At 65.4% G+C, this 24,492-nt stretch carries 22 protein-coding genes; 8 read left to right on the top strand and 14 right to left on the bottom strand.

Annotation, left to right across the window (positions count from 1 at the left end):
* Positions 1 to 13: 13 nt before the first annotated feature.
* A complete protein-coding gene (locus LT948_RS19200) occupies positions 14 to 748 on the bottom strand; it encodes a HugZ family pyridoxamine 5'-phosphate oxidase (protein WP_003094069.1) in 735 nt (244 codons plus the stop codon).
* Positions 749 to 856: 108 nt separating this feature from the next.
* Between LT948_RS19200 and LT948_RS19195 the strand changes: the two genes are divergently transcribed.
* Positions 857 to 1,615, top strand: a complete 759-nt coding sequence (locus LT948_RS19195; RefSeq protein WP_003094072.1) for an SDR family oxidoreductase — start codon at positions 857 to 859, stop codon at positions 1,613 to 1,615.
* A 58-nt stretch (positions 1,616 to 1,673) separates the two neighbouring features.
* Here LT948_RS19195 and LT948_RS19190 read toward each other — a convergent pair whose 3' ends face one another.
* Both LT948_RS19190 and LT948_RS19185 read right to left on the bottom strand, forming a co-directional pair.
* Positions 1,674 to 2,681, bottom strand: a complete 1,008-nt coding sequence (locus LT948_RS19190) for a DUF481 domain-containing protein (RefSeq protein WP_003134709.1) — start codon at positions 2,679 to 2,681, stop codon at positions 1,674 to 1,676.
* Between the two features lie 114 nt (positions 2,682 to 2,795).
* Complete coding sequence (locus LT948_RS19185; RefSeq protein WP_003120893.1) at positions 2,796 to 3,797, bottom strand: DUF481 domain-containing protein; 1,002 nt, start codon at positions 3,795 to 3,797, stop codon at positions 2,796 to 2,798.
* Between LT948_RS19185 and LT948_RS19180 the strand changes: the two genes are divergently transcribed.
* Positions 3,796 to 4,179 (top strand): MGMT family protein, encoded by a 384-nt coding sequence (locus tag LT948_RS19180; protein ID WP_003112757.1) that lies wholly within the window; start codon positions 3,796 to 3,798, stop codon positions 4,177 to 4,179. The genes LT948_RS19185 and LT948_RS19180 overlap by 2 nt on opposite strands.
* 42 nt (positions 4,180 to 4,221) lie before the next feature.
* On the top strand, positions 4,222 to 6,006 hold the full coding sequence (ampG, locus tag LT948_RS19175) for an MFS transporter AmpG (protein ID WP_003094076.1): 1,785 nt from the start codon (positions 4,222 to 4,224) through the stop codon (positions 6,004 to 6,006).
* Between the two features lie 55 nt (positions 6,007 to 6,061).
* Here ampG and LT948_RS19170 read toward each other — a convergent pair whose 3' ends face one another.
* Positions 6,062 to 6,898, bottom strand: coding sequence for a mechanosensitive ion channel family protein (locus tag LT948_RS19170; RefSeq protein ID WP_003094078.1), 837 nt, complete (start codon positions 6,896 to 6,898; stop codon positions 6,062 to 6,064).
* A gap of 232 nt (positions 6,899 to 7,130) precedes the next feature.
* Positions 7,131 to 7,610, bottom strand: coding sequence for a YajQ family cyclic di-GMP-binding protein (locus tag LT948_RS19165; RefSeq protein ID WP_003094081.1), 480 nt, complete (start codon positions 7,608 to 7,610; stop codon positions 7,131 to 7,133).
* Positions 7,611 to 7,713: 103 nt separating this feature from the next.
* Between LT948_RS19165 and LT948_RS19160 the strand changes: the two genes are divergently transcribed.
* The 4 genes from LT948_RS19160 to LT948_RS19145 are packed head-to-tail and all read left to right on the top strand — an operon-like array spanning position 7,714 to position 12,492.
* Positions 7,714 to 8,814: a GGDEF domain-containing response regulator gene (locus LT948_RS19160; RefSeq protein ID WP_073657113.1), complete on the top strand. Its 1,101-nt coding sequence runs from the start codon at positions 7,714 to 7,716 to the stop codon at positions 8,812 to 8,814.
* A gap of 36 nt (positions 8,815 to 8,850) precedes the next feature.
* Positions 8,851 to 9,762, top strand: a complete 912-nt coding sequence (locus tag LT948_RS19155) for a putative 2-dehydropantoate 2-reductase (protein ID WP_023092847.1) — start codon at positions 8,851 to 8,853, stop codon at positions 9,760 to 9,762.
* A 50-nt stretch (positions 9,763 to 9,812) separates the two neighbouring features.
* The gene (locus tag LT948_RS19150) at positions 9,813 to 11,909 is read left to right on the top strand and encodes a sensor histidine kinase (protein ID WP_003106517.1); all 2,097 of its coding nucleotides are present in this window, start codon (positions 9,813 to 9,815) and stop codon (positions 11,907 to 11,909) included.
* A 4-nt stretch (positions 11,910 to 11,913) separates the two neighbouring features.
* Positions 11,914 to 12,492: a cob(I)yrinic acid a,c-diamide adenosyltransferase gene (locus LT948_RS19145; RefSeq protein ID WP_003094089.1), complete on the top strand. Its 579-nt coding sequence runs from the start codon at positions 11,914 to 11,916 to the stop codon at positions 12,490 to 12,492.
* A 69-nt stretch (positions 12,493 to 12,561) separates the two neighbouring features.
* Here LT948_RS19145 and LT948_RS19140 read toward each other — a convergent pair whose 3' ends face one another.
* The 5 genes from LT948_RS19140 to LT948_RS19120 form a co-directional block, all read right to left on the bottom strand.
* Positions 12,562 to 13,509 (bottom strand): Nudix family hydrolase, encoded by a 948-nt coding sequence (locus LT948_RS19140; protein WP_003110158.1) that lies wholly within the window; start codon positions 13,507 to 13,509, stop codon positions 12,562 to 12,564.
* Positions 13,510 to 13,562: 53 nt separating this feature from the next.
* Positions 13,563 to 14,198: a glutathione S-transferase family protein gene (locus tag LT948_RS19135; protein WP_003110157.1), complete on the bottom strand. Its 636-nt coding sequence runs from the start codon at positions 14,196 to 14,198 to the stop codon at positions 13,563 to 13,565.
* A 120-nt stretch (positions 14,199 to 14,318) separates the two neighbouring features.
* Positions 14,319 to 15,536 (bottom strand): bifunctional glutamate N-acetyltransferase/amino-acid acetyltransferase ArgJ, encoded by a 1,218-nt coding sequence (argJ, locus tag LT948_RS19130; protein WP_003110156.1) that lies wholly within the window; start codon positions 15,534 to 15,536, stop codon positions 14,319 to 14,321.
* A 146-nt stretch (positions 15,537 to 15,682) separates the two neighbouring features.
* Positions 15,683 to 18,433: a preprotein translocase subunit SecA gene (secA, locus tag LT948_RS19125; protein ID WP_003110155.1), complete on the bottom strand. Its 2,751-nt coding sequence runs from the start codon at positions 18,431 to 18,433 to the stop codon at positions 15,683 to 15,685.
* Between the two features lie 133 nt (positions 18,434 to 18,566).
* Positions 18,567 to 19,490 (bottom strand): M23 family metallopeptidase, encoded by a 924-nt coding sequence (locus LT948_RS19120; protein WP_003094103.1) that lies wholly within the window; start codon positions 19,488 to 19,490, stop codon positions 18,567 to 18,569.
* 80 nt (positions 19,491 to 19,570) lie between these two features.
* Here LT948_RS19120 and LT948_RS19115 point away from each other — a divergent pair, with 80 nt between their 5' ends.
* Positions 19,571 to 20,032: a DciA family protein gene (locus tag LT948_RS19115; RefSeq protein ID WP_003148130.1), complete on the top strand. Its 462-nt coding sequence runs from the start codon at positions 19,571 to 19,573 to the stop codon at positions 20,030 to 20,032.
* A gap of 60 nt (positions 20,033 to 20,092) precedes the next feature.
* Here the strand turns inward: LT948_RS19115 and lpxC are convergent, their stop codons facing one another.
* The 4 genes from lpxC to LT948_RS19095 all read right to left on the bottom strand — a co-directional run bounded on the left by lpxC (position 20,093) and on the right by LT948_RS19095 (position 24,490).
* Positions 20,093 to 21,004, bottom strand: coding sequence for a UDP-3-O-acyl-N-acetylglucosamine deacetylase (lpxC, locus tag LT948_RS19110; RefSeq protein WP_003094111.1), 912 nt, complete (start codon positions 21,002 to 21,004; stop codon positions 20,093 to 20,095).
* Positions 21,005 to 21,116: 112 nt separating this feature from the next.
* Positions 21,117 to 22,301, bottom strand: coding sequence for a cell division protein FtsZ (ftsZ, locus tag LT948_RS19105; protein ID WP_003094113.1), 1,185 nt, complete (start codon positions 22,299 to 22,301; stop codon positions 21,117 to 21,119).
* Positions 22,302 to 22,351: 50 nt separating this feature from the next.
* Positions 22,352 to 23,605: a cell division protein FtsA gene (gene ftsA, locus LT948_RS19100; protein ID WP_003094115.1), complete on the bottom strand. Its 1,254-nt coding sequence runs from the start codon at positions 23,603 to 23,605 to the stop codon at positions 22,352 to 22,354.
* 21 nt (positions 23,606 to 23,626) lie between these two features.
* Entirely contained in the window at positions 23,627 to 24,490 is an 864-nt protein-coding gene (locus LT948_RS19095; protein ID WP_003094118.1) for a cell division protein FtsQ/DivIB, read from the bottom strand.
* Positions 24,491 to 24,492: the final 2 nt, after the last annotated feature.

Here is a 24,492-nt window from a genome sequence, read left to right as displayed (position 1 = left end):
GCCGGGGAAGAATTCAACCCTGCTCCGGCTCGACGGTCGGCCAGCGCTCGGCCCTGGCCAGTTGCACCAGCGCCTGGCGCACGGCCCCGGGGTTGCCGCAGGCGGCGGGGAACGGCAGCCAGTGCAGGCCCTGGCCGATGCGCAGGTGGAAACCTTCTGTATCAATTCCCGCCAGCTGCGCCGCGGCATGCGCCGGCAGTCCGGCCAGTTCCACATAGTGGGCGATGGCGGCGGCGTGGTCGTTGTTCATGTGCTCGACCATGCCGCGCTCGGCTTCTCCGGCGAACGGATTGGCCAGCGGCACGCGCTCGGCGGCCAGCCAGTGGATCGCGCCGAAACCGCCGATGAAACGCCACTGGACCGGCTGCAGCACCCAGAAATCGAAATCGTGGACCCGATGGTAGTCGGCGGACTCGGGGAAATAGCGGTAATAGCGCTCGGCCGCCGCGGCGACCTCCTCCTCCGCCAATTGCCGCGCCTCGGCCAGCAGGGTGAGGCGGCCGACAGCCTGGATATCCTCGGCGCCGCGCTCGCCTACCAGCATCGAGCAGCGCGGGTCCGCCTGCAGGTTGTGGGTGTGCTGGGCGATCCGGCTGATCAGGATCAGCGGCCGGCCTTCGGCATCCAGGCAATAGGGAACCACCGAGCCGAAGGGAAAGCCCGGCCATTTCTTCGAGTGGGTGGAAAGGACCGCACGGTATTCCTTGAGCAGCAATTCTCGGGCATTCTTTGCAGCTTCAACGCTCAATTTATGACTCCTTGCATAGAATCCGTCGTAAACGGACGGGCATATCAAAGTACGTTCGCAGGTGCCGGCAAGGTCCGCTTCCAGAAACTGCTCGTGGGGTTCCAAGCAATGCAATTGAAAGACAAGGTCATCATCATCACCGGCGGCTGCCAGGGGCTCGGTCGGGCAATGGGCGAATATCTCGCCGGCAAGGGCGCCAGGCTGGCCCTGGTCGATCTCAACCGCGAACGTCTCGACGAAGCCGTCGCTGCCTGCAAGGCCGCCGGCGGCGACGCTCGCGCCTACGTGTGCAACGTGGCGGACGAGGAACAGGTTACCCACATGGTGGCCCAGGTCGCCAGCGACTTCGGCGCGATCAACGGCCTGGTCAACAACGCCGGCATCCTCCGCGACGGCCTGACCATCAAGGTCAAGGACGGCCAGTTGAGCAAGATGAGCCTGGCCCAATGGCAATCGGTGATCGACGTCAACCTCACCGGTGTGTTCCTTTGCACCCGCGAAGTGGCGGCGAAGATGATCGAGCTGAAGAACGAAGGCGCGATCGTCAACATTTCCTCGATCTCCCGCGCCGGCAACATGGGCCAGGCCAACTACTCGGCAGCCAAGGCCGGGGTCGCCGCGGATACCGTGGTCTGGGCGAAGGAACTGGCGCGCTACGGCATCCGCGTGGCCGGCGTGGCGCCGGGCTTCATCGAGACCGAGATGACCGCCGGGATGAAACCCGAGGCGCTGGAGAAGATGACCGCCGGCATCCCTCTGAAGCGCATGGGCAAGCCGGTGGAGATCGCCCACTCGGTGGCCTACATCTTCGAGAACGACTACTACACCGGCCGCGTTCTCGAACTGGACGGCGGCCTGCGCCTGTAGGCCCCGGCCCGGCAAGGAAAAAGCCCCGCTATCGCGGGGCTTTTTCGTGCAGGCCGGCTTACCAGCCGACCCCGAGGCCGAAGGTATAGCGGCGCTGGTTGACGTTGCCGTCGTTGCCGCTGAACTTGTCCCATTCCGCCTTCATGCTCAGCGAAGCCCAACTGGTCAGCTTGTAGCGGATCCCCGCCTCGGTCTGCAGCTCGTAGTCCAGGCCGGATTGCAGCGGCTTGCTGACCTCGCCGTTGGTGAACAGCTCGAACTGCTTGGCCAGCAGGTAGCGGTTGTAGTCCCACTTGAAGCTCGACGAATAGAAGTGTTCCTTCTCGCCGTCGGCGAACTCGTAGTCGTTGCGGTTGACCAGGGTGGCAATGGAGAACGCGCCCAGCTCGTTGTCCCAGAACTGGTAGCCAGGGCCGGTACCGACGGTACGCTTCTTCGCCAGGTCCTCGATCATGTCGCGCTTGTAGGCGACCTGGCCCTGCCAGAACCAGTGGTCGTCGATGAAGCGGTCCAGCGCGTACTGGCCGGAATAATTGTCGGTGCTGACCAGGCCGTTCTTCTTCTCGCGGTTGTACTCGCCCTGCACGTTGTGGCGCCAGAGTCCGTGGCGGGCGTTGGTCTTGAAATCGATGTCGTAGTCGGACACATCGTTCTCGGCCTGCTTGCGGTCCAGCGAGAAATCGACGTTGCCGTTCCATACCCAGTCCTGGAGGATCGGCTTGGGTGGCATCATCTGCTGGATGCTGGCCAGCTCCACGGTCTTCGGCTCGCCATTGACCAGGGTCACCTGGCCCGGCCCGGCGGCCCTGATGCCCTTGGAATGCTCGCCGGTCTCGGCATCCTGCTTGACCAGCAGGTTCTGCTCGCTCTCGAAGGTGGAGATCTTGTCCCACTTGAGCGTGATGTCGCCGCCATAGTCGGTCTTCAGCAGCAGCTTGCCGCCGTCGAACAGGGTGATCTTGCCGGTAAGGCGGTCACCGTTCTTCATCCAGACCGTATCGGCAAGGGCTGAGGTGGAACTTGCAAGGGCAGCGAGGCACAGCAGGATTCTCGACAACATGAGCACAAATCAACTGAGTTGGGTTCGAAGAGGCCGGCATTATCCAAATGCCGGGCGGCAGAGCAAGGACCGGGGCACGGGCGGTAAAGTTCAGCCGGATCGACCGAAAGGTGAGCCGCGTCACCAGCCGACGCCGACCCCGATCAGGTAGTGCCGGTCGGACTGGGTGCCCCCCTCGGTGCGCAACTGGTCCAGTTCATAGAGGAACGAAAGACGCGCCCAACTGTTCAGGCGATAGCGCAGGCCGTATTCGCTGTCGAGCAGGTAGTCGATCCGCTCGATGCCGGGAACCAGCACGGTTCCCTTGCTGTACAGCTCCAGCCGGGTGCCGGCGAGCAGCCGCTTGTAGTCCCACTCCAGCGAATAGGAGGTGAAATCCTCGCGCGGCTGATCGCGCCACTCCAGTTGCCAGCGACTGATCTCGGCGACCAGGTCGAAACGCCCGAGTTCGTCGTCCCAGAACTGGTAGCCGGGGCCGGTTCCCAGCGCGCTCTGGCGCTCCAGGTTGTCGATCGCATCGTGCTTCTGCGAATAGCTGCCGCGCCAGAACCAGTGTTCGTCGAAGAAGCGATCGAGGTCGTAGTCCAGCTCCCAGTTGTCCTCGACCTTGCGCCCGTCCTTCTTTTCCCGCTCCACTTCCCCCGCCAGCACGTGGCGCCAGGCACCGTGGCGAAGCCGGGTATCACCCTTGAGCTTCCATTCGTCCTTGTCGCTGTCGTTGCGCTTGCTATCCAGCTTGACGTCGAGATTGCCCTCCCAGACCAGGTCCTCCACCAGCGGTCGCGGCGGCACCATCTGGCGAATACTGGCCAGCGGGACGGTATGGCTGCCGCCATCGACGATCCGCACCATGCCCTTGCCCGCCGCCTCCAGGGTTCGGCTACGCTGCCCGGATACGCCCTGCTGCTTGATCAGCAGGGGTTTGTCGGAACTGATGGTGTCGATATCCTTCCAATCGATCAGCACCTGGCCGGCATAACGGGTCTTCAGCGCCAGCTTGCCGCCGTCCATCAGCACGATCTCGCCGGACAGGCGGTCGCCGTTGTCCAGCCATACGGTGTCGGCCAGCGCGGGGCCGGCCAGGAGCATCACGACGATTGAACAGAGGGCTCTGAGCGACATGGGCGTTCACAAGGCGGACAGGAAAGGGAAAACCGATGAGCATGCCTGGGCCGGCAGCGACCCGGCAAGTGCCCAGGCGCGCCGCGAGGCCCTGTACCTGGTGCTGGCGCAGGTGCCGCCGGGGCAGGTGGTCAGCTACGGGCAACTGGCCGAACTGGCCGGCCTAGGCCGCGCCGCCCGCTGGGTCGGCAGGACGCTCAGCCAGTTGCCGGTGGATACCCGCCTGCCCTGGCATCGGGTTCTCGGCGCCGGCGGTCGCATCAGTCTGCCGGCGGACAGTCCCGGCGGTCGCGAACAGCGCGCACGCTTGCGCGAGGAAGGCGTTCTCCTGCACAACGACAGGGTGGACATACGTCGGCATGGCTGGCTTACAGCGAAGTAGAGCGGTTAGAGTGCGCGTTATTTTTTGCGGAACGGTTACCCCATGACTCAGCAATCCTGGCGAGAGGCCCTGGTCGCCTACAAGTCTCCCGCCAGCCTGGCCCTCCTGCTGCTCGGCTTCGCCGCCGGCCTGCCGACCATGCTGGTGTTCAACACCCTGTCGGTGTGGCTGCGCGAAGCCGGCGTGGCGCGGGATACCATCGGTTTCGCCAGTTGGCTGGGGCTGGTGTACGCCTTCAAGTGGGTCTGGTCGCCGATGCTCGACCAGTGGCGCCTGCCCTTCGTCGGCCGTCTCGGCCGGCGCCGTTCCTGGCTGGTGTTCTCGCAGGTGCTGATCGCCCTGGGACTGCTCGGCATGGCCCTGTGCAATCCGCAGAGCCACCTGCCCTGGCTGATCGGCCTGGCCCTGCTGGTGGCGTTCGCCTCCGCCACCCAGGACATCGCGATCGACGCCTACCGCCTGGAAATCGCCGAGGATAGCCGCCAGGCCGCCCTCGCTGCCTGCTACATGACCGGCTACCGCGCGGCAATCCTGCTGGCCAGCGCCGGCGCGCTGATTCTCGCCGAATGGTTCGGCTCCACCAGCCTCAACTACAGCCAGTCGGCCTGGGGCCTGACCTATGCGTTGTTCGCCCTGCTGATCCTGCCCGGGCTGGTCACCAGCCTGCTGATCCGCGAGCCGGCGGTGGACGTGCCGATCCACGTCAACCCGTCGCGTTTCGACTTCAACCACCAACTGCTCTCGGTGCTCCTGCTGCTGATCCTGCTGATCTCGCTGCCGGCGATGATCACCGCCCTCCTCGACCGCGCCTGGCCGCGCGCCGGCCTCTACGCGCTGCTCATGGGGATCTGCCTGTCGCCGTGGGGACGCCAGCAGATCCGCCCGGTCCGCGAACTGCTCGCCACCGTGCGCAGGCCGCTGCTGGTGGCGGCGCGCGGCAAGGAAGTGCCGCTGTTCGATTTCGTCCACCAGGCGGTCTCGGTGATGGTGCTGATCATCCTCCTCGTCACCGTCACCGCCATGTGCCGCGCCTACTACTCCGGTGCCTGGCCGCGCGGCACGCTGTTCCTGCTGATCGCCGCGTCCTGCCTGTCGGCACCCGGACGCCTGCTGATGGCCCCGGTGCTGACGCCGATCACCGAGTTCGTCCAGCGCTATCGCTGGCAGGCCCTGCTGCTGCTCGGCCTGATCTCCACCTATCGCCTGTCGGACACGGTGATGGGGGTGATGGCCGGGGTCTTCTACATCGACATGGGCTTCTCCAAGGAAGTCATCGCCAGTGTCAGCAAGGTCTTCGGCGTACTCATGACCCTGATCGGCGCCGCCGCCGGCGGGGTGCTGATCGCCCGCTTCAGCATCCTCTCCATCCTGTTCATCGGCGGTGCCGCTTCGGCTGCCACCAACCTGCTGTTCGCCATGCTCGCCCAGCTCGGCCCGCTGCACGCCGAGGCCCTGCCCAGCCATGACGTGATCAGCCTGGTGATGGCGCTCGAGCCGCACGTGCTGATGCTGGTGATGACCATCACCCTCGACAACTTCAGCGGCGGCCTCGCCGCCTCGGCCTTCGTCGCCTACCTGTCGAGCCTGACCAACCTGAAGTTCTCCGCCACCCAGTACGCCATGCTCAGCTCGACCATGCTCCTGCTGCCGCGCTTCATCGGCGGCTACTCCGGAACCATGGTCGAGAGCCTCGGCTACGAGCACTTCTTCTACGTCACCGCGGTGATGGGCATTCCCACCCTGCTGCTGATCGGCTGGTTGTGGCTGCGCCGCGCGCCGTCCAGCGAGACGCCGGCGCCGGGCCACCAGAACGCCGAGCAGCACTGAGGCAAGAATGAAAAAGGCCGGCATTCGCCGGCCTTTTTCGTGGATCGTGCGGGCCTCAGTCGGCCATCGCGCCCTGCACAACCTTGACCACCCGCTGCGGGAAGGGAATGCCGATACCTTCCTTGCCCAGCGCGTCGCGGGCCTTTTCGTTGAACATGAACATCACGTCCCAGTAGTCGGCGTTCTTCACCCAGACCCGCAGGGACAGGGTAATCGCGCTTTCGCCGAGATTGGAAACCACCGCCACCGGTGCCGGGTCCTTCAGAACCCGCGGGTCGTCGGCCATGGCCAGGAGAATGTTCTGCGCATTCTTCAGGTCGGCGTCGTAGTCGATGCCGACGTCGAAGATCACCTTGCGCAGCGGCTCGGCGGAGTAGTTGGTCACCGTTCCGTTGGACAGCGCCCCGTTGGGCACGATGATCCGCTTGTTGTCGCCGCTACGCAGCACGGTGTGGAAGATCAGGATCGAATCCACGGTACCGGCCACGCCCTGCGCCTCGATCCAGTCGCCGACCTTGAACGGGCGGAACAGCAGGATCAGCACGCCGCCAGCGAAGTTAGCCAGGCTGCCCTGCAGGGCCAGGCCGATGGCCAGGCCGGCGGCGCCGATGGCGGCGACGAAGCTGGTGGTCTGGATGCCGATCATGGAAGCCACGCTGACCACCAGCAGGATCTTCAGGACGATGCTCACCAGGCTGCCGACGAAGCCCTGCAGGGTCCGGTCGACGCTGCGCCTGGCGAGCAGGCCGCCGACCCGGCCGGTCAGGGTGTTGATCAGCCACCAGCCGATCGCCAGGGTCAGCAGCGCCAGGGCGACCTTGCCGCTGTACTCCAGCACGATCGGCAGCCAGGACTCGGTCTGCTGCACCAGTCGGTCGTAGTTCAATTCCATGCATTACCTCCATTTCTCGAAAAAACACCCCTCCCTTCCGCAACGGAAACGGAACGGGCTTGCAGATTCCTGCCCGGACGCCGTGGGCCGACGTTCCCGGGCCTGGATACGAATCGGCGCAGCGCGGACGAACCGACGCTGCGCCGACAGGGGCGGACAACGCGGGAGAGGTCGCGGCGGCGCTACTCCCTATTGCGATGCCCGGGATGGCGAGAGGTTCCGAAAAACCTCGTCAATCGCGGAAGTTGGTGAACTGCAGCGGCATGCCGAGGGATTCGCCGCGCAGCAGGGCGATGGCCTCCTGCAGATCGTCGCGCTTCTTGCCGGTGACGCGCACCTGCTCGCCCTGGATGGCGGCCTGGACCTTGAGCTTGCGCTCCTTGATCAGGCCGACGATCTTCTTCGCCAGGTCCTTGTCGATGCCCTCGCGGAAGTTCACTTCCTGCTTGACCACCTTGCCCGACGGGTAGGCATCCTTGATCTCCATGCACTGGCTGTCGACCTTGCGCTTGACCAGGTTGGAACGCAGGATGTCGAGCATCTGCTCGAGCATGAAATCGGCTTCGGCGGTGAGGGTCACCGACTTGTCCTTGGCTTCGAAACTGCATTTGCCTTTCAGGTCGAAACGGCGATCCAGTTCCTTGATGGCGTTGTCCACGGCGTTGGTCAACTCGTGTTTGTCCAGTTCGGACACCACGTCGAACGAAGGCATGTCATCTCTCCAGATGGACGGCGCGACAGGGTTCACAGACGGAACCGCGCCTGGCTTGACGGTAAAAAATGCCCGCCCATTATAACCGAGCCCTCGCGAGCGAATGCCCGCCGGTGTGGCGGAGACCCACGATTTCTTCCCGATGGCGCGCGCGACCGCGGCCGGGACCCGGCCTCCCGCGACGAACCGGGCCCTTGCCGGCAGCGTACCGGCGCCCATCCTCTTCTCGAGTCCGTTCATGCCCAACCCCGATCTCAGCATCCTGGTCGTCGACGACGCCAAGTTTTCCAGCGCCATGATCGGCCGCGCCCTCAGCCAGGCCGGCTACCAGGACATCCGCTTCGCCAGCAGCGCCAGCGAGGCCCTGCAGCAGCTCGAACAACGCCCGGTCAGCGTGCTCCTGGCCGACTGGCTGATGCCGGAGATGGACGGCCTGGAACTGACCGCCCGGGTCCGCCAACTGGACGAAAGCATCAACCACTACACCTACATCGTCCTGCTCACCGGCAAGGAAGGCGAGAACGTCCTCGGCGAGGCCTTCGACCGCGGCGTCGACGACTTCGTCAGCAAGGCCGCGATGAACGAGCAACTGGTGCCACGCATCTACGCAGCCGACCGCCTGTGCAACACCCTGCAACGGTTGCTGGTGGAAAACCGCCTGCTCACCGAAAACATCGCGCGGATGGAAGAACGCAACCTGGTGGATACCCTCACCGGCCTCGGCAATCCCCGCTACCTGCGACAGAAGCTGGCCGACAGCCTGCGCCAGGTGGAAACCCGCGGTGGAGCGTTGTGCTACCTGCTGGTCGGCATGCCCGAGGCACCGGTCCTGCGCCAGCGGCACGGCGAGGCCTTCCATCGCGAGCTGCTGCTCGGCGTGGCCAGGCGCCTGCAACAGCTGGTCCGGCCGCTGGACGTGCTGGTGCGCCTGGACGAGCAGCATTTCGCCCTGATCACCTTGGTGGAGGACCTGCACGAATGCTCGTCGAGCAGCTTCAAGCGGCTGCACGACGGGCTCAACCTGAAGGCCTTCAAGACCAGCGAAGGCTTCATCAGCCTGAAAGCCGGCATCGCCATGCTCGGCCTCGACAGCGGGGCATTGCCGCTGGGCATCGACGAACTGCTGCAGCGCACCGAGGCCCTGTTGCCCGATGCCTATGCCAGCGGCAGGATCGCAACCTGCCGGCTACCGGCACTGCGCTAGACTTCGCTCTATCATCAGCCATTCGCAGTAGCCACCATGACCTGGCATATCCTCGGCGCCGGTAGCCTCGGCAGCCTCTGGGCCGCGCGCCTCGGGCGCGCCGGCCTGCCCGTCCGCCTGATCCTGCGCGACCGCCAGCGCCTGCGCCGCTACCAACAGGCCGGCGGACTGAGCCTGGTGGAAGACGGCCAGGCCAGCCTCTACCCGATCGCCGCGGAAACCCCGGACGGCGGGCAACCCATCCAGCGCCTGCTGCTGGCCTGCAAGGCCTACGACGCGGAGGAAGCCGCCTCCAGCGTGGCCCATCGCCTGGCCGGCAACGCCGAACTGCTGTTGCTGCAGAACGGCCTGGGCAGCCAGCAGGCGGTCGCCGCCCGCCTGCCGCGCAGCCGCTGCCTGTTCGCCTCCAGCACCGAAGGCGCGTTCCGCGATGGCGATTTCCGCGTGGTCTTCGCCGGCCGGGGGCACACCTGGCTCGGCGATCCGCGCGACACAAGCGCCCCCGCCTGGCTGACGCAGCTGTCCCAGGCCGGGATCCCGCACAGCTGGAGCGACGACATCCTCGAACGCCTGTGGCGCAAGCTGGCCCTGAACTGCGCGATCAACCCGCTGACCGTCCTCCACGATTGCCGCAACGGCGGCCTGCGGCAGCACCCGGAAGAGATCGCCGCGCTTTGCGACGAACTCGGCCAGTTGCTCCACGCCAGCGGCTACGACGCCGCCGCCAGGAGCCTGCTGGAGGATGTCCGGGCGGTGATCGACGCCACCGCGGCCAACTATTCCTCGATGCATCAGGACGTCACCCGCGGCCGGCGCACGGAAATCGGCTATCTGCTCGGCTACGCCTGCCAGCATGGGCAGCGCCTGGGACTACCGCTGCCGCGCCTGGGAACCTTGCTCGCCCGCCTCCAGGCCCATCTGCGCCAGCGCGGTTTGCCCGACCGCTAAAGCGCGTTACCCTGCCCGCCATTCCTTTTCGCCGCGGACCGCCAGAGCCCATGAACCTGCGCCAGCGCCTCGACAACCTGCCCGTAGGGCAGAAACTGCTCGCCGCCCTGCTGATCCTGCTGGCCACCGTGCTGCTGGTGGCCAACCTGGCGTTCATCAGCGCCGCCTACTGGATTTCCCAGGAGAGCGTCGCCCCCCAGGCGATGCAGACCATCGGCCGGCTGATCGCCAACCCGGCGCTCAGCCAGCCGGCACTCAGTTCGCCGCAGACCGCCGAGGTCCTGCTGCGCCAGCTCAACGATTACCAGCCGTTGCGCGCCGCGGCCCTGTACGACAGCAATGGGCTGATGCTAGCCGACCTGCAACGCGGCGACACCCTCAAGCTGCCGGCCCGCCTGGACCGCCTGGAGCACTGGAGGCGCGGCGAGTACCGCCTCAACGCGCTGATCGAACTGCCCCAGGAAAACGCCCGCCCCGGCTACCTGCTGCTGGTGGCCAGCGGCGAACTGCCGAGCGCGTTCTACACCGGAACCCTCACCGCCAGCCTGGCGATCCTCGGCGTCAGCGTGCTGCTCTGGCTGCTGGTGGCGCAGCAGATACGCCGCCTGATCACCCGGCCGATCCGCGATCTCGAGGAACTGTCGCGACAGGTCACCCGCGAGGAGAACTACGCCCTCCGCGCCCAGCGCGGCAACGGCGACGAAATCGGCCGCCTGGCCGACGCGTTCAACACCATGCTGACCCGCATCGAGGCCCGCGAGCAGCAGCTCAAGCGCGCCCGCGACGATGCCCAGGAAGCGGTCGAGCAGGCCCAGAGCCTGGCCGAGGAAACCCGCCGCTCGAACCGCAAGCTGGAACTGGAAGTGCAGGTGCGCAGCAAGATCGAGAAGAAGCTCACCGGTTTCCAGCACTACCTCAACAGCATCATCGACTCCATGCCTTCGGCGCTGATCGCGGTGGACGAGCAACTCTACGTCACGCAGTGGAACCAGGAGGCCAGCCAGCTTTCCGGCACCAGCCTGGACGATGCGGTCAACCAGCCGGTGTTCCTCGCCTTTCCCTCGCTAAAGCCGTTCCTTCCGCAGCTCACCCGGGCTGCCGAGAAGCACAGCGTGGAGCGTGTCGAACGGGTCACCTGGGCGCTGATCGACACGCCACGCCACTACGCCCTGACCTTCTACCCGCTGATGGGCGGCACCGGCCGCGGCGCGGTGATCCGCATCGATGACATCACCCAGCGGCTGAGCCTGGAAGAAGTGATGGTGCAATCGGAGAAGATGCTCTCGGTCGGCAGCCTCGCCGCCGGCATGGCCCACGAGATCAACAACCCGCTCGGCGCGATCCTGCACAACGTGCAGAACATCAAGCGGCGCCTGTCCCCGGAGCTGGCGAAGAACGTCGAGCTGGCGGCCGAGGTCGGAGTACCGCTGGAAGACATCAATCACTACCTCGACGGCCGCGACATCCCGCGCCTGCTGGAAGGCATCCAGCACGCCGGCTCGCGGGCAGCGAAGATCGTCACCCACATGCTCGCCTTCAGCCGCCGCAGCCACCGGCAGATGACCGCTTGCGAACTGCCCGCACTGCTCGAACAGGCGGTGGAAATCGCCGGCAACGACTTCGACCTGGCCGAAGGCTTCGACTTCAAGTCGTTGCAGATCGTCCACGAGTTCGACCCCAACCTCGGCCCGGTGCCGGTGATCGCCAACGAGGTCGAGCAGGTCCTGCTCAACCTGCTGAAGAACGCCGCCCAGGCCATCCACCAGCGCGACGACGAAGAGGAAGGCGAACAGGGTCGGATCGTCCTGCGCACGCGCCTGACGCCGCCCTGGGCGGAAGTCCAGGTGGAAGACAACGGCAGCGGCATGCCCGAACTGGTGCGCAAGCGTATCTTCGAGCCGTTCTTCACCACCAAGGAAGTCGGCCAGGGCACCGGTCTCGGCCTGTCCGTCTCGTATTTCATCATCACCAACAATCACAAGGGCCAGATGGAAGTACGCTCGGAACTGGGCCGCGGCACCTGCTTCAGCATCCGCCTGCCGCTGGAAAGCTCCGAAGCGGTCGCCCCGGCACAAGCCAAGGCCCTGCCGCCCGCTCTGCCGCAACCCGGTAGCAGCCTGCGGCGGGGCGACGAAGAGGAAGGTTGAAACCATGGGCAATCGATTGTCGAAGATCTACACCCGTACCGGCGACCGCGGCGAGACCGGCCTGGCCGGCGGACGCCGGGTGCCCAAGAGCCATCCACGCATCGAGGCGATCGGCGCGGTGGACGAATTGAACAGCCAGTTGGGCCTGCTCCTTGCCGAGCTGCTGGAAGCGCGTGGCGCACATCCCGGCCTGGAGGAGATCGTCCAGGCGCTGGCGCCAGTGCAACACCGCCTGTTCGACCTCGGCGGGGAGCTGGCGATGCCGGAGTATCGGGCCCTGGACGAGACGGAAGTGGCACGCCTGGAAAGCTGCATCGACCGCTGGAACGACGAGCTGGGCCCGCTGAAGAATTTCATCCTCCCCGGCGGTTCCCGCCTGGTCGCCCAGGCCCATGTCTGCCGCAGCCTGGCGCGCAGCGCCGAACGGCGCTGCCAGGCGCTGGACCAGGAGGAAACGCTGGAGGGCGTCGGCCTGCGCTACCTGAACCGGCTCTCCGACCTGCTGTTCGTCGCCGCCCGCGCCATCGCTCGGCGCCAGGGCGTGGCGGAGATTCTCTGGGAGGCGGCGGCAAAACCGGACTGACGGCGAGCGAGGGCTCGGCATCGAGACGAAAAAAGGAGGCCGAAGCCTCCTTTTTTCTTCATTCCACCGTCAAAGGCCGCCCGGCCAGAACGCACGGATACCCGCCACGCCCTGGGCTCCATGCTCCCAAGCCTGCTCGGCTTGCTGCGGACCGACGCCACCCAGCAGGTAGACCGGCTGGTTGAAGCCGGCGATCAGTTCGGCGGCCTTGTCCCAACCCAGCGCCGGCTCGCCGGGATGGCTCTCGGTCGGCTGTACCGGCGAAAGGGTGACGAACTCCACTCCCATCGAGGCGGCCAGGGCCAGTTCCTCCGCGTCGTGGCAGGAGGCGGCCAGCAGGCGCCCTTCGGGGAACGGCCGACCGGCGCTGGCGTATTTGCGCAGTTGAGCGGAGGTCAGGTGCCAACCGGCAGCCGGGAAGTCGCCCAGCCACTCCAGCGGGCCTTTCAGCATCAGTTGCGCCTTGCCGGCGCAGAGTCCCTGGATATCGATGGCGAGATCGCGGTATTCGGGACTGAACATGTTCGGCGCGCGCAACTGGATGAGGCGGATGCCCGCCTCCACCGCCTTGCGTACGCCGCTGATCAGCTCGCCCGGCTCCAGGCCGTCCGGGGTGATCAGATAGTGCGCCGGCAGGCGCGCGGCCTGGACGATCGGCGCGTTGGCGGCGGGGAACTCGTAGTCCGCCAGCTCGCGCGGCTCCACCCAGGCCAGCGGTTGGCCCTCGACGCCGTGGGCTTCGCCGGAAAACCCGTCGACCTCCCAGACATCGAGCAGGACGTGCTTGTCGGCATAGTCGTGACGGACCTGGATCAGCGGCCGGGCCCGCTCGACACGGATGCCCAGTTCCTCTTCCAGCTCACGGGCCAACGCCGCGCGCACCGGCTCGCCGTCCTCCACCTTGCCCCCGGGAAACTCCCACAGGCCGCCCTGATGCTTGTCTTCCGGCCGCCGGGCGATCAGCACCCGGCCATCGGAGCCACGAATCACGGCCGCGGCGACATGTACTCGTTTCACGGATCATCTCCTCGCTACTGCCGTCACGCACCGCCGGAAGCGGCGGACGGCCATCAACTACCGGCCTGCTCGCGCAATGCCGCGTCGTACCAGGTGCGGAACGCAGGCCACTGATAAATCGTCTCGACATAGGTCCGGGCGATATCCGGCAACTCCACCGCATAACTGCGGAAACGCGCCGCCACCGGTGCGTAGAACGCATCCGCCAGGCTGGCGTGGCCGAACAGGAACGGACCGTCCTGGCCGAAGCGCCGCCGGCAATCCGCCCAGGCTTCGCAGATACGTTGAATATCCTGTCGTGTCGCCTCGGACAATTCCACCAATGGCTGCTGGCGCCGTAGGTCCATCGGCAGCTCGCCGCGCAACGCGGCGAAACCGCTGTGCATTTCCGCGCAGACCGAACGGGCCAGCGCCCGCGCCGCCTCGCCGCGCGGCCACAGGTGGGCCTCGGGGAAGCGCTCGGCGAGGTACTCGGCGATGGCCAGGGAATCCCAGATGTCGCCATCCTCGCTTTTCAGCAAGGGCACCTTGCCGGTCGGCGAATATTGCAGGATCCGCTCCCGGCTATCGGGCCGCCCCAGCGGGACGAGGATCTCGTCGAACGCCGCCCCGCTCATGCGCAGGGCCAGCCAGCCCCGCAGCGACCAGGACGAGTCATTGCGATTGCCAATCACGATGGTCAGGGCCATGCGCCTCTCCTCTTCGGCCGCCCGACGCGGACGGCCATGCACCAGAGAACTTAAGAGGCGCACGGACCGATGGCAAATTCCCGATTTTCATCCATCGATGAAGGATCGGAATGCCTGGCTTCAGGTGCGGTACTCTGCGTTGATCTTCACGTATTCGTGGGACAGGTCGGTGGTCCAGATGGTCTCGCTGCAGGTGCCGCGTCCCAGTTCGATGCGGATGCCGATCTCGGCCTGGGCCATCACCGCCGCGCCCTGCTCCTCGGTATAACTGGCCGCCCGGCCGCCACGGCTGGCGATACAGACGTCGCCAAGGAACACGTCGATCTTGCTCACGTCCAGATTGGCCACGCCGGCACGTCCGACCGCGGCGAGGATGCGTCCCCAGTTCGGGTCGGAGGCGAACAGCGCGGTCTTGATCAGCGGCGAGTGGGCCACGGCGTAGCCGACATCCAGGCACTCCTGGTGAGTGGCGCCGCCGTTGACCTGGACAGTGACGAACTTGGTCGCGCCCTCGCCGTCGCGAACGATGGCCTGGGCCAGCTCCATGGAAACCTCCAGTACCGCTTGCTTCAACGCGGCGAACAGCGCGCCGCTGGCCTGGGTGACTTCCGGCAGCGCCGCGCGACCGGTGGCGATCAGCATGCAGCAGTCGTTGGTGGAGGTATCGCCGTCGATGGTGATGCGGTTGAAGGACTTGTTGGCGGCGTCGCGCAACAGATCCTGCAGCACGCCCTGGGCGACCTTGGCGTCGGTGGCGATATAACCGAGCATGGTCGCCATGTTCGGCTTGATCATCCCGGCGCCCTTGCTGATCCCGGTGACGGTGACGGTCACGCCATCGTGCACGAACTGGCGGCTGGCGCCCTTGGGCAGGGTATCGGTGGTCATGATTCCCGCGGCAGCTTCGGCCCAGCGGTCCTCGGCCAGGTCGGCCAGGGCCGCAGGCAACGCCGCCTCGATCTTGGCCACCGGCAGGGGCTCGCCGATCACCCCGGTGGAATATGGCAGCACCGAAGTCTCGGCGACCCCGGCCAGTTCGGCGAGCTTGGCGCAGGTTTGCGCGGCGGCGGCGAGGCCGGCCTCGCCGGTACCGGCGTTGGCGTTGCCGGTATTGGTCAGCAGGTAGCGCACCTCACCGAGGAAACGCTGCTTGGCCAGGGTCACCGGCGCGGCACAGAACGCGTTCAGGGTGAACACCCCGGCCACGCTGGAGCCTTCGGCGCAGCGCATGACCACCACGTCTTTGCGCCCCGGTCGCTTGATGCCGGCGGAAGCGATGCCGAGTTCGAAACCGGGGACCGGGTGCAGGGTGGACAGGGGGCCAAGACCGACAGCCATGGGAACGCGCTCCTTTACCAAACAGTGGACTCGATGCCGTCTGCGACGGCGTGACGGAAAACGCATCGGCGCCGGTCTGGCGCCAATTCGAACAAACGCCGCGAGCGGCAGGACCGGTCGCGGCGTTGGTGAACCAGGCGGGAAGCTTAGTCCAGCTGCCCGTGGCAGTGCTTGTATTTCTTGCCGGAACCGCACGGGCAAGGCTCGTTGCGGCCGATCTTCTGCTCGTTGCGCACAGGCTCGAGCGGCACGACCGGAGCCGGGCCCTCGGGAAGCGCTTCTTCCTCGCCGGCCACGGCCTGCTCCATCGAGGGAGCCTCGGCGTGCTGGAACTGCATGCGCTTGGCCAGTTCCTCGGCCTCGCGACGCAGGCGGGCCTCCTCTTCGGCCGGGTCTTCGCGACGGACCTGGACGTGGGACAGCACGCGGATGGTGTCGCGCTTGATCGAGTCCAGCAGCTCCTGGAACAGGGTGAAGGACTCGCGCTTGTATTCCTGCTTCGGATTCTTCTGCGCGTAGCCACGCAGGTGGATGCCGTGCCGCAGGTGGTCCATGGTCGACAGGTGGTCCTTCCACAGGTCGTCCAGTACCCGCAGCAGCATCTGCTTCTCGAAGGCGCGCAGGGCTTCGGCGCCGGCCAGCTCTTCCTTCTCGTAGTAGGCGGCGACGATCTGCTCGAGGATCTTGCTACGCAGGGTTTCCTCGTACAGCTTGTCGTCTTCGTCCAGCCACTGCTGGATCGGCAGGCGCACGGCGAAGTCGCTGTACAGCGCAGCCTCCAGGCCTTCGATGTCCCACTGCTCGGGCAGCGACTGCGGCGGAATGTGCTGGTTGATGGTGGCGCTGAGGGTTTCCTCGCGGAACTCCTTGATGGTCTCGCCCACGTCCTCTGCCGACAGCAGGGTGTTGCGCATGTGGTAGATCACCTTGCGCTGCTCGTTGGCTACGTCATCGAATTCCAGCAGTTGCTTGCGGATGTCGAAGTTGCGCCCTTCGACCTTGCGCTGGGCCTTCTCGATGGCGTTGGTCACCATGCGGTGCTCGATCGCCTCGCCGGACTGCATGCCCAGCGCCTTCATGAAGTTCTTCACCCGGTCGGAGGCGAAGATCCGCATCAGGTTGTCTTCCAGCGACAGGTAGAAGCGGCTGGAACCCGGGTCGCCCTGACGACCGGCACGGCCGCGCAACTGGTTGTCGATCCGGCGGGATTCGTGGCGCTCGGAGGCGATCACGTGCAGGCCACCCGCCTCGATCACCTGCTGGTGGCGCTTCTGCCATTCGGCCTTGATCTGGGCGATCTGCTCCTCGGTGGGGTTCTCCAGGGCCGCGACTTCGACTTCCCAGTTGCCGCCGAGGAGGATGTCGGTACCGCGGCCGGCCATGTTGGTGGCGATGGTCACCGAACCGGGCGCGCCAGCCTGGGCGATGATCTCGGCTTCCTTCTCGTGGTACTTGGCGTTGAGCACCTTGTGCTCGATGCCTGCCTCTTGCAACAGCTTGGAAACGTACTCGGAACTCTCGATCGACGCGGTGCCGACCAGGATCGGCCGGCCGAGGGCCTGGCACTGCTTGATGTCGGTGATGATCGCCGCGTACTTCTCTTCCTGGGTCAGGTAGACCAGGTCGTTGAAGTCCTTGCGCGCGATCGGCCGGTGGGTCGGGATCACCACCACGTCGAGACCGTAGATCTGGCGGAACTCGAAGGCCTCGGTATCGGCGGTGCCGGTCATGCCGGCCAGCTTGTTGTACAGGCGGAAGTAGTTCTGGAAGGTGGTGGAGGCCAGGGTCTGGCTCTCGGCCTGGATCGGCAGGCCTTCCTTCGCCTCGATGGCCTGGTGCAGGCCCTCGGACAGGCGACGGCCAGGCATGGTGCGGCCAGTGTGCTCGTCGATCAGGAGGATCTGGTCGCCCTGGACGATGTACTCGACGTTGCGGTGGAACAGGGTGTGCGCGCGCAGCGCTGCGTAGACGTGGGTCAGCAGGCTCAGGTTGTGCGCCGAGTAGAGGCTCTCGCCTTCGCCGAGCAGGCCGTTCTGGCTCAGTAGGTCCTCGATGAACTGGTGGCCCTGCTCGTTGAGTTCGACCTGGCGGGTCTTCTCGTCGATGCTGTAGTGGCCTTCCTCGGTCGGCTTGCCCTCGACCTCTTCGACCTGGCGCTTGAGACGCGGGATCAGCTTGTTGATCTTGATGTACAGCTCGGAGCTGTCTTCGGCCTGGCCGGAGATGATCAGCGGGGTACGCGCCTCGTCGATGAGGATCGAGTCCACTTCGTCGACCACGGCGAAGTTCAGCTCGCGCTGGAACTTGTCGTCCAGGCTGAAGGCCATGTTGTCGCGCAGGTAATCGAAGCCGAATTCGTTGTTGGTGCCGTAGGTGATATCGGCGGCGTAGGCGGCGCGCTTGTCTTCCGGCGGCTGGAAGGGAGTGACCACGCCGACGCTGAGGCCGAGGAACTCGTACAGCGGGCGCATCCAGTTGGCGTCGCGGCGCGCCAGGTAGTCGTTCACCGTGACCACGTGCACGCCCTTGCCGGACAGCGCGTTGAGGTAGACCGGCAGGGTGCCCACCAGGGTCTTGCCCTCGCCGGTACGCATTTCGGCGATCTTGCCGTCGTGCAGGGTCATGCCACCGATCAGCTGGACGTCGAAGTGGCGCATGCCCATCACCCGCTTGCCAGCCTCGCGAACCACGGCGAAGGCTTCGGGCAGCAATTGGTCGAGCGTTTCGCCCTTGGCGTAGCGCTGCTGGAATTCAGCCGTTTTCGCCTTCAACTGCTCGTCGGAGAGCGCCACCATCTGGGGCTCGAGCGCATTGATGGCCTGTACAGCCTTGGCCATGCGCTTTACATCACGCTCGTTCTTGCTTCCAAAGAGTTTCTTCAACAAAGGCGCAAACATATCGACTTGGTCATCCACACGTGGGGAATGGAAGGCTCACCCATCCGGCGGCCCGTGCCGATCAACGGCATGAAAGGGAACATTCTACCCGGAAACGGGTATGAGAAAAGTACAGCAGATCAATGCGCGTCGCTCACTCGGAAACAGACGCGCGTGCGATGAAGCTTTGCGGATTCATTACCCGGCCATCCTTCATCACTTCGAAATGTACGTGGTAGCCGGTGGAGCGTCCGGTGCTGCCGACCTTGGCCAGCACCTGGCCGCGCTTGACCAGGTCACCGACCTCGACCAGGTTCTTCTGGTTATGGGCATACAACGTGGTGTAGCCATCGGCGTGCCCGACCTCGACCACGTTGCCATAGCCGTTCTTGCGCCCGGACCAGGTCACCACCCCCGCCGCCACGGCCACCACGTCGCTGCCGGCCGGCGCGGCGAAGTCGATGCCCTTGTGCATGCTCAGGCGGCCGCTCACCGGATTGACCCGGCGCCCGAACGGCGAGGAGATGTAGCCCTGGCGCACCGGCTGGCCGGCCAGGTAGGTCGACTGGCTGATGTGCTTGTCGGCGAGCAGTTGCTCCAGCACCTCGAGCTGCTGCTCGCGGGTATCCAGGCGTGCCGCCAGTTCGTCCAGCGTCGCCATGAACGACGGCGGGGCATAGGCGCTGCCCTCCAGCGGTTCGTCGACGCCACCCTGGCCGACGCTCAGGGAGAAGTCGAACTCGTCGGGGTCGACGTCGGCCAGCTCGGTGAGACGTTCGCCGAGGGCATCCAGCCGAACCAGGCGCGCCTGCAGTTCGCCGAGATGCACGCTCAGTGCGTCCATCTGCCGCTGCGCGTCCTCGCGGGCGCTGCTGATCTCGGCGCTCTGCGCCTGCAGCGCGGCATCGACTTCGATGCCGGCCACCGGAGCCGGCGCGCGGAACAGCCAGGCGCCCATGAAGCCCCCGGCCAACAGGCTGGCACCGACCACGCAGGCCCCGGCCAGCATCAGCAACCGCGGCTGCAGATGGACGGAGCGAGCGGCCCCATGGTGCCGGCTCAGAAAAATGATGTGCATGACTTATCCTTCATACGGGCCGGCAGTAGCGAAACGCTTTCTGCTACCATTCCGACTCAGTAACCCCCAGGCTTCCCGCCATGTCTTTTCGTCCCTTGCCCGCCCAGGCATCGACCCAGTTGCTGCGCCAGGCCAGGCCGCTGCAGATGCTGTTCGCCGAAGCCCAGCGCATCTGCCGCCTGCAGCAACTGCTGGAAAGCCAGTTGCAACCGGCGGCGCGCCCGTACTGCCATGTGGCTTCGTGGCGCGGCGGTTGCCTGCTGCTGATCGTCACCGATGGCCACTGGGCCACACGCCTGCGCTATCAGCAGCGGCGCCTGCAGCGGCAGCTGCAGGCTTTCGAAGAATTCGCGAACTTAGCGAAAATCCTTTTCAAGGTGCAACCCACCACGTCCACACAACGTGCGGCACGTCGCAGCTTGACCCTGTCTGCCGTCGCGGCGGAAAACCTTCGCGAATCCGCCGAGATCGTCGGCAATCCACGCCTGCGGGAAGCGCTCGAGCGGTTGGCAAGCCGCGCCGAGAAAAGCCGGCAAGAATAAATCCCGAAATAAAAAGAGGCCACCCTGAGGTGGCCTCCAAATATGGAAAGGAGAGTTTTCCTACACTGCCGCCGCCGGGCGCATATAGGAAATAGGCGCGGTACGCGCGTCTTCGAAGGTCACCACTTCCCAAGCATCCTTGTCTGCGATCAACGTACGCAGCAGTTGGTTGTTCAGGGCATGGCCGGACTTGAAGCCACGGAACTCGCCGATAAGACTGTTGCCGAGCAGATACAGGTCGCCGATGGCATCCAGGATCTTGTGCTTGACGAACTCGTCCTCGTAACGCAGGCCGTCTTCGTTGAGCACGCGGTTCTCGTCGACCACGATCGCGTTCTCCACGCTACCGCCGAGTGCCAGGTTCTGCGAACGCAGGTACTCGATGTCGCGCATGAACCCGAAGGTACGGGCGCGGCTGACCTCCTTGACGAAGGAAGTACTGGAGAAATCGACCGAGGCCTGCTGGGTGCGACCACGGAAGACCGGATGATCGAAATCGATCTCGAAGCTGACCTTGAAGCCGTCGAACGGAACGAAGACGGCGCGCTTGTCGCCCTCTTCCACGCTGACTTCGCGCTTGATGCGGATGAACTTCTTGGCAGCTTCCTGCTCTTGCAATCCGGCGGACTGGATCAGGAATACGAACGGACCAGCGCTGCCATCCATGATCGGCACTTCCGAAGCGGACAGCTCGACGTAGGCGTTGTCGATACCCAGGCCGGCCATGGCCGAGAGCAGGTGCTCCACCGTATCCACTTTGACGTCACCCTTGACCAGGGTGGTCGACATGGTGGTTTCGCCGACGTTCTCGGCCCGGGCCGGGATTTCCACGACCGGATCCAGGTCGGTGCGGCAGAACACGATACCGGTGTCCACCGGCGCCGGTTTCAGGGTCAGGTAAACCTTTTCCCCCGAGTGCAGACCGACGCCAGTAGCCCGGATGATGTTCTTCAAGGTGCGTTGTTTGATCATGGCTTTGGCCGCTTAAGCGCTGACTGCGAACTGTTTTCAACAATGGCCGGCGATGATAGCAGAACCGGCCTTTGCTGAACACCAATCACATCTCTACTCCTGATTAATTACTTCAATCGGCCTGACGACGCAGGAACGCCGGGATATCCAGGTAATCCAGGTCATCCTGCGGGTTCAGCTTGGCCGCGGTCGCCGCGCTGCCGTGAGACTGGTTGCGCATCACGGTAGGACGGTCGAGGTCGCGGTAGTTCACCGACTGCTGCTCGCGCTGGGCCGGAGCGGCTGCCTGGGCTGCACTGCCCTGCACGGTGTTGTCGACGACCTTCACCGGTTTCTCCAGGCGCGCGCCCAGGCCGGTGGCGACTACGGTGACGTGCAGCTCATCGCGCATGTCCGCGTCGATCACGGTGCCCACCTTCACAGTGGCGTGCTCGGAAGCGAACTGTTCGATGATGTTGCCGACATCGGAGTACTCGCCCAGGGACAGGTCCGGACCCGCGGTGATGTTCACCAGGATGCCGCGCGCGCCCTGCAGGTTGACGTCTTCCAGCAGCGGGTTGCGGATTGCCGCCTCGGTGGCCTCGCGGGCACGGTTCGGACCGCTGGCGCAGCCGGTACCCATCATCGCCATGCCCATTTCGCTCATGACGGTCTTCACGTCGGCGAAGTCGACGTTGATCATGCCCGGACGCTTGATGATGTCGGAGATACCGCGCACGGCACCGGCCAGCACGTCATCGGCCTTGGCGAAGGCGGCCAGCAGGCTGGCGTCCTTGCCGAGGATGGTCAGCAGCTTCTCGTTCGGGATGGTGATCAGCGAATCGACGCTCTCGGCCAGCGCGCGGATGCCCTCGTCGGCGATCTGCATGCGCTTGCGACCTTCGAACGGGAACGGGCGGGTCACCACCGCGACGGTGAGGATGCCCATTTCCTTCGCCACTTCGGCGATGATCGGCGCGGCGCCGGTACCGGTGCCGCCACCCATGCCGGTGGTGATGAAGACCATGTCGGCGCCTTCCAGCACTTCGGAAATGCGCTCGCGATCTTCCAGAGCCGCCTGACGACCGACTTCCGGATTGGCGCCGGCACCCAGCCCCTTGGTGACGCCCGGGCCGAGTTGCAGAACGGTGCGCGCCGCGATGTTCTTCAGCGCTTGTGCGTCGGTGTTGGCGCAGATGAACTCGACGCCCTCGACGTTGTTCTTGGCCATGTGATTGACGGCGTTGCCGCCACCACCACCTACACCGATCACTTTTATGACGGCGGTTTGTGCGATGTTATCGACCAGTTCAAACATTTCCCCTCTCCTTCCTTTCTAGTTTTGTCGCCTACTGTTACCGCGTTGAATCAGAAATTGCCCTGGACCCAGCGTTTGAGCCGCTCCAGGACAGGTGCCTTGGGTTCGTCGCTGCTGTAGCTGCTGCCTGACACAGACATCGACATGCCATCGGACTGCTTCTGCAGTCCGTACATCAGCAGGCCGACGCCCGTCGAATAGATCGGGTTGCGCACCACGTCGGTGAGGCCCTTCACGCTATACGGCACGCCGAGGCGTACCGGCATGTGGAAGATTTCCTCGGCCAGCTCGACCGCGCCTTCCATCTTCGAGGTGCCGCCGGTGAGGACGATCCCTGCCGGGATCAGGTCCTCGTAGCCGCTGCGGCGCAGCTCGGCCTGGACCAGGGTGAACAGCTCGTCGTAACGAGGCTCGACCACTTCGGCCAGGGCCTGGCGCGACAGTTCGCGCGGCGGCCGGTCGCCGACGCTGGGCACCTTGATGGTCTCGCCGGCACCGGCCAGCTTGGCCAGGGCGCAGGCGTAGCGGATCTTGATCTCTTCCGCGTACTGGGTCGGCGTACGCAGGGCCATGGCGATGTCATTGGTGACCTGGTCGCCGGCGATCGGGATCACCGCGGTATGGCGGATCGCGCCTTCGGTGAAGATCGCGATATCGGTGGTGCCGCCGCCGATATCCACCAGGCACACGCCCAGTTCCTTCTCGTCCTCGGTCAGCACCGAATAGGCCGAGGCCAACTGCTCGAGGATGATGTCGTCGACCTCGAGGCCGCAGCGGCGCACGCACTTCTCGATGTTCTGCGAAGCATTCACCGCGCAGGTCACCACGTGCACCTTGGCTTCCAGGCGCACCCCGGACATGCCCAGCGGCTCGCGCACGCCTTCCTGGTTATCGATCACGTAATCCTGGGCCAGGGTATGCAGCACCCGCTGGTCCGCCGGGATCGCCACCGCCTGGGCGGCATCCAGTACCCGTTCGATATCCGCCGGGTTCACCTCGCGATCGCGGATCGCCACGATGCCGTGGGAATTGAGGCTGCGGATGTGGTTGCCGGCGATGCCGACGAACGCCGAGTGGATACGGCAACCGGCCATCTGCTGGGCCTCGTCGATGGCGCGCTGGATCGACTGCACGGTGGACTCGATGTTCACCACCACGCCCTTCTTCAGGCCGCGGGACGGATGAGTACCGATGCCAACGACCTCCAGCTGGCCATCGGCCGTCACCTCGCCCACCAGCGCCACCACCTTGGAGGTACCGATGTCGAGGCCGACGATCATCTTGCCGCTCTGCACGCTTGCCATGGTTATTACTGTCTCCTCAACTCACTGCACGGCGCTGGCCGTGGCCACCGTCGCGGGCGTGACCGGCTCGCGCCACGCAACGGCGAGGCCGTTGGGGTAACGCAGGTCGATCCGCGCAATGTTCGAAATCTGATCTTTGAGTGCCTTGTCGTAGATGCTTACGAAGCGGCGAATCTTGTCTACCACGTGGTCGCGCCCGATCTGGATCTCGACGCCCTGGGCCGTGGTCAGCGCCCAACCGCCGCGATCGCTCATTTCCAGGCGGGCGATGGAGAACCCGAGGGGACGCAGCAACTGGCTGAGCAACTGGTATTGCTGCATCACCTGCTGTTGCGCCCGCTGTGGACCATGCAAGCGGGGCAGATGTTCATAATTCGCCAGTTCCTTTGGCGTAAAAGCCTGTCCCTGGTTGTTCAGCAGCGCTTCGTCGCCCCACCGCGCGATCGGCAGTTGCTCGTCCAGGCGGATCACCACCTGGTCCGGCCACACCCGGCGCACCTCGGCGTGGGCGATCCAGGGCATCTGTTCCAGTTGCCCGCGCATGCCCGCCAGGTCGATGGTGAAGAAGCTCGCCGCCAGGTACGGGGAGATCCGCTGCTGCACCGCGCGCTGGCTGATGTAGCTGAGGTCGCCCTCGACACTGACCTTGGCGATCGGCCGGTCGGCGTACGGCAGGATGTACTCGGCGCCGCGATAGGCGCCATAGCCGAGAACGGCCAGCAACAGCGGCCAGGCCAGGTACTTGAGGAAACTGAAGTCGGCTTTCGGCAGGCGCACGCTCAGCGGTTCCTTGGCCACCAGACGGCTGGCGCCGCGCGGCATCGGCTTGCGCGGAGCGCGGCCGAGTCCACCGGGTTGCTGATGACGGAGCAGTACGCCATTCATGG

It is taken from the genome of Pseudomonas sp. CP-1, from assembly GCF_021213715.1.
GTDB classification, from domain to species: Bacteria; Pseudomonadota; Gammaproteobacteria; order Pseudomonadales; family Pseudomonadaceae; genus Pseudomonas; species Pseudomonas aeruginosa.
The sequence above is the reverse complement of the archived record's forward strand: the minus strand, read 5'-3'. Positions and strand labels throughout refer to the sequence as shown.

Coding starts and splice junctions, on each gene's coding strand:
- LT948_RS19195 (WP_003094072.1), top strand. CDS start 857: ATGCAATTGAAAGACAAGGTCATCATCATCACCGGCGGCTGCCAGGGG.
- LT948_RS19180 (WP_003112757.1), top strand. CDS start 3,796: ATGGGCGTTCACAAGGCGGACAGGAAAGGGAAAACCGATGAGCATGCC.
- LT948_RS19185 (WP_003120893.1), bottom strand. CDS start 3,797: ATGTCGCTCAGAGCCCTCTGTTCAATCGTCGTGATGCTCCTGGCCGGC.
- ampG (WP_003094076.1), top strand. CDS start 4,222: ATGACTCAGCAATCCTGGCGAGAGGCCCTGGTCGCCTACAAGTCTCCC.
- LT948_RS19170 (WP_003094078.1), bottom strand. CDS start 6,898: ATGGAATTGAACTACGACCGACTGGTGCAGCAGACCGAGTCCTGGCTG.
- LT948_RS19165 (WP_003094081.1), bottom strand. CDS start 7,610: ATGCCTTCGTTCGACGTGGTGTCCGAACTGGACAAACACGAGTTGACC.
- LT948_RS19160 (WP_073657113.1), top strand. CDS start 7,714: ATGCCCGCCGGTGTGGCGGAGACCCACGATTTCTTCCCGATGGCGCGC.
- LT948_RS19155 (WP_023092847.1), top strand. CDS start 8,851: ATGACCTGGCATATCCTCGGCGCCGGTAGCCTCGGCAGCCTCTGGGCC.
- LT948_RS19150 (WP_003106517.1), top strand. CDS start 9,813: ATGAACCTGCGCCAGCGCCTCGACAACCTGCCCGTAGGGCAGAAACTG.
- LT948_RS19145 (WP_003094089.1), top strand. CDS start 11,914: ATGGGCAATCGATTGTCGAAGATCTACACCCGTACCGGCGACCGCGGC.
- LT948_RS19135 (WP_003110157.1), bottom strand. CDS start 14,198: ATGGCCCTGACCATCGTGATTGGCAATCGCAATGACTCGTCCTGGTCG.
- argJ (WP_003110156.1), bottom strand. CDS start 15,536: ATGGCTGTCGGTCTTGGCCCCCTGTCCACCCTGCACCCGGTCCCCGGT.
- secA (WP_003110155.1), bottom strand. CDS start 18,433: ATGTTTGCGCCTTTGTTGAAGAAACTCTTTGGAAGCAAGAACGAGCGT.
- LT948_RS19120 (WP_003094103.1), bottom strand. CDS start 19,490: ATGCACATCATTTTTCTGAGCCGGCACCATGGGGCCGCTCGCTCCGTC.
- LT948_RS19115 (WP_003148130.1), top strand. CDS start 19,571: ATGTCTTTTCGTCCCTTGCCCGCCCAGGCATCGACCCAGTTGCTGCGC.
- lpxC (WP_003094111.1), bottom strand. CDS start 21,004: ATGATCAAACAACGCACCTTGAAGAACATCATCCGGGCTACTGGCGTC.
- ftsZ (WP_003094113.1), bottom strand. CDS start 22,301: ATGTTTGAACTGGTCGATAACATCGCACAAACCGCCGTCATAAAAGTG.
- ftsA (WP_003094115.1), bottom strand. CDS start 23,605: ATGGCAAGCGTGCAGAGCGGCAAGATGATCGTCGGCCTCGACATCGGT.
- LT948_RS19095 (WP_003094118.1), bottom strand. CDS start 24,490: ATGAATGGCGTACTGCTCCGTCATCAGCAACCCGGTGGACTCGGCCGC.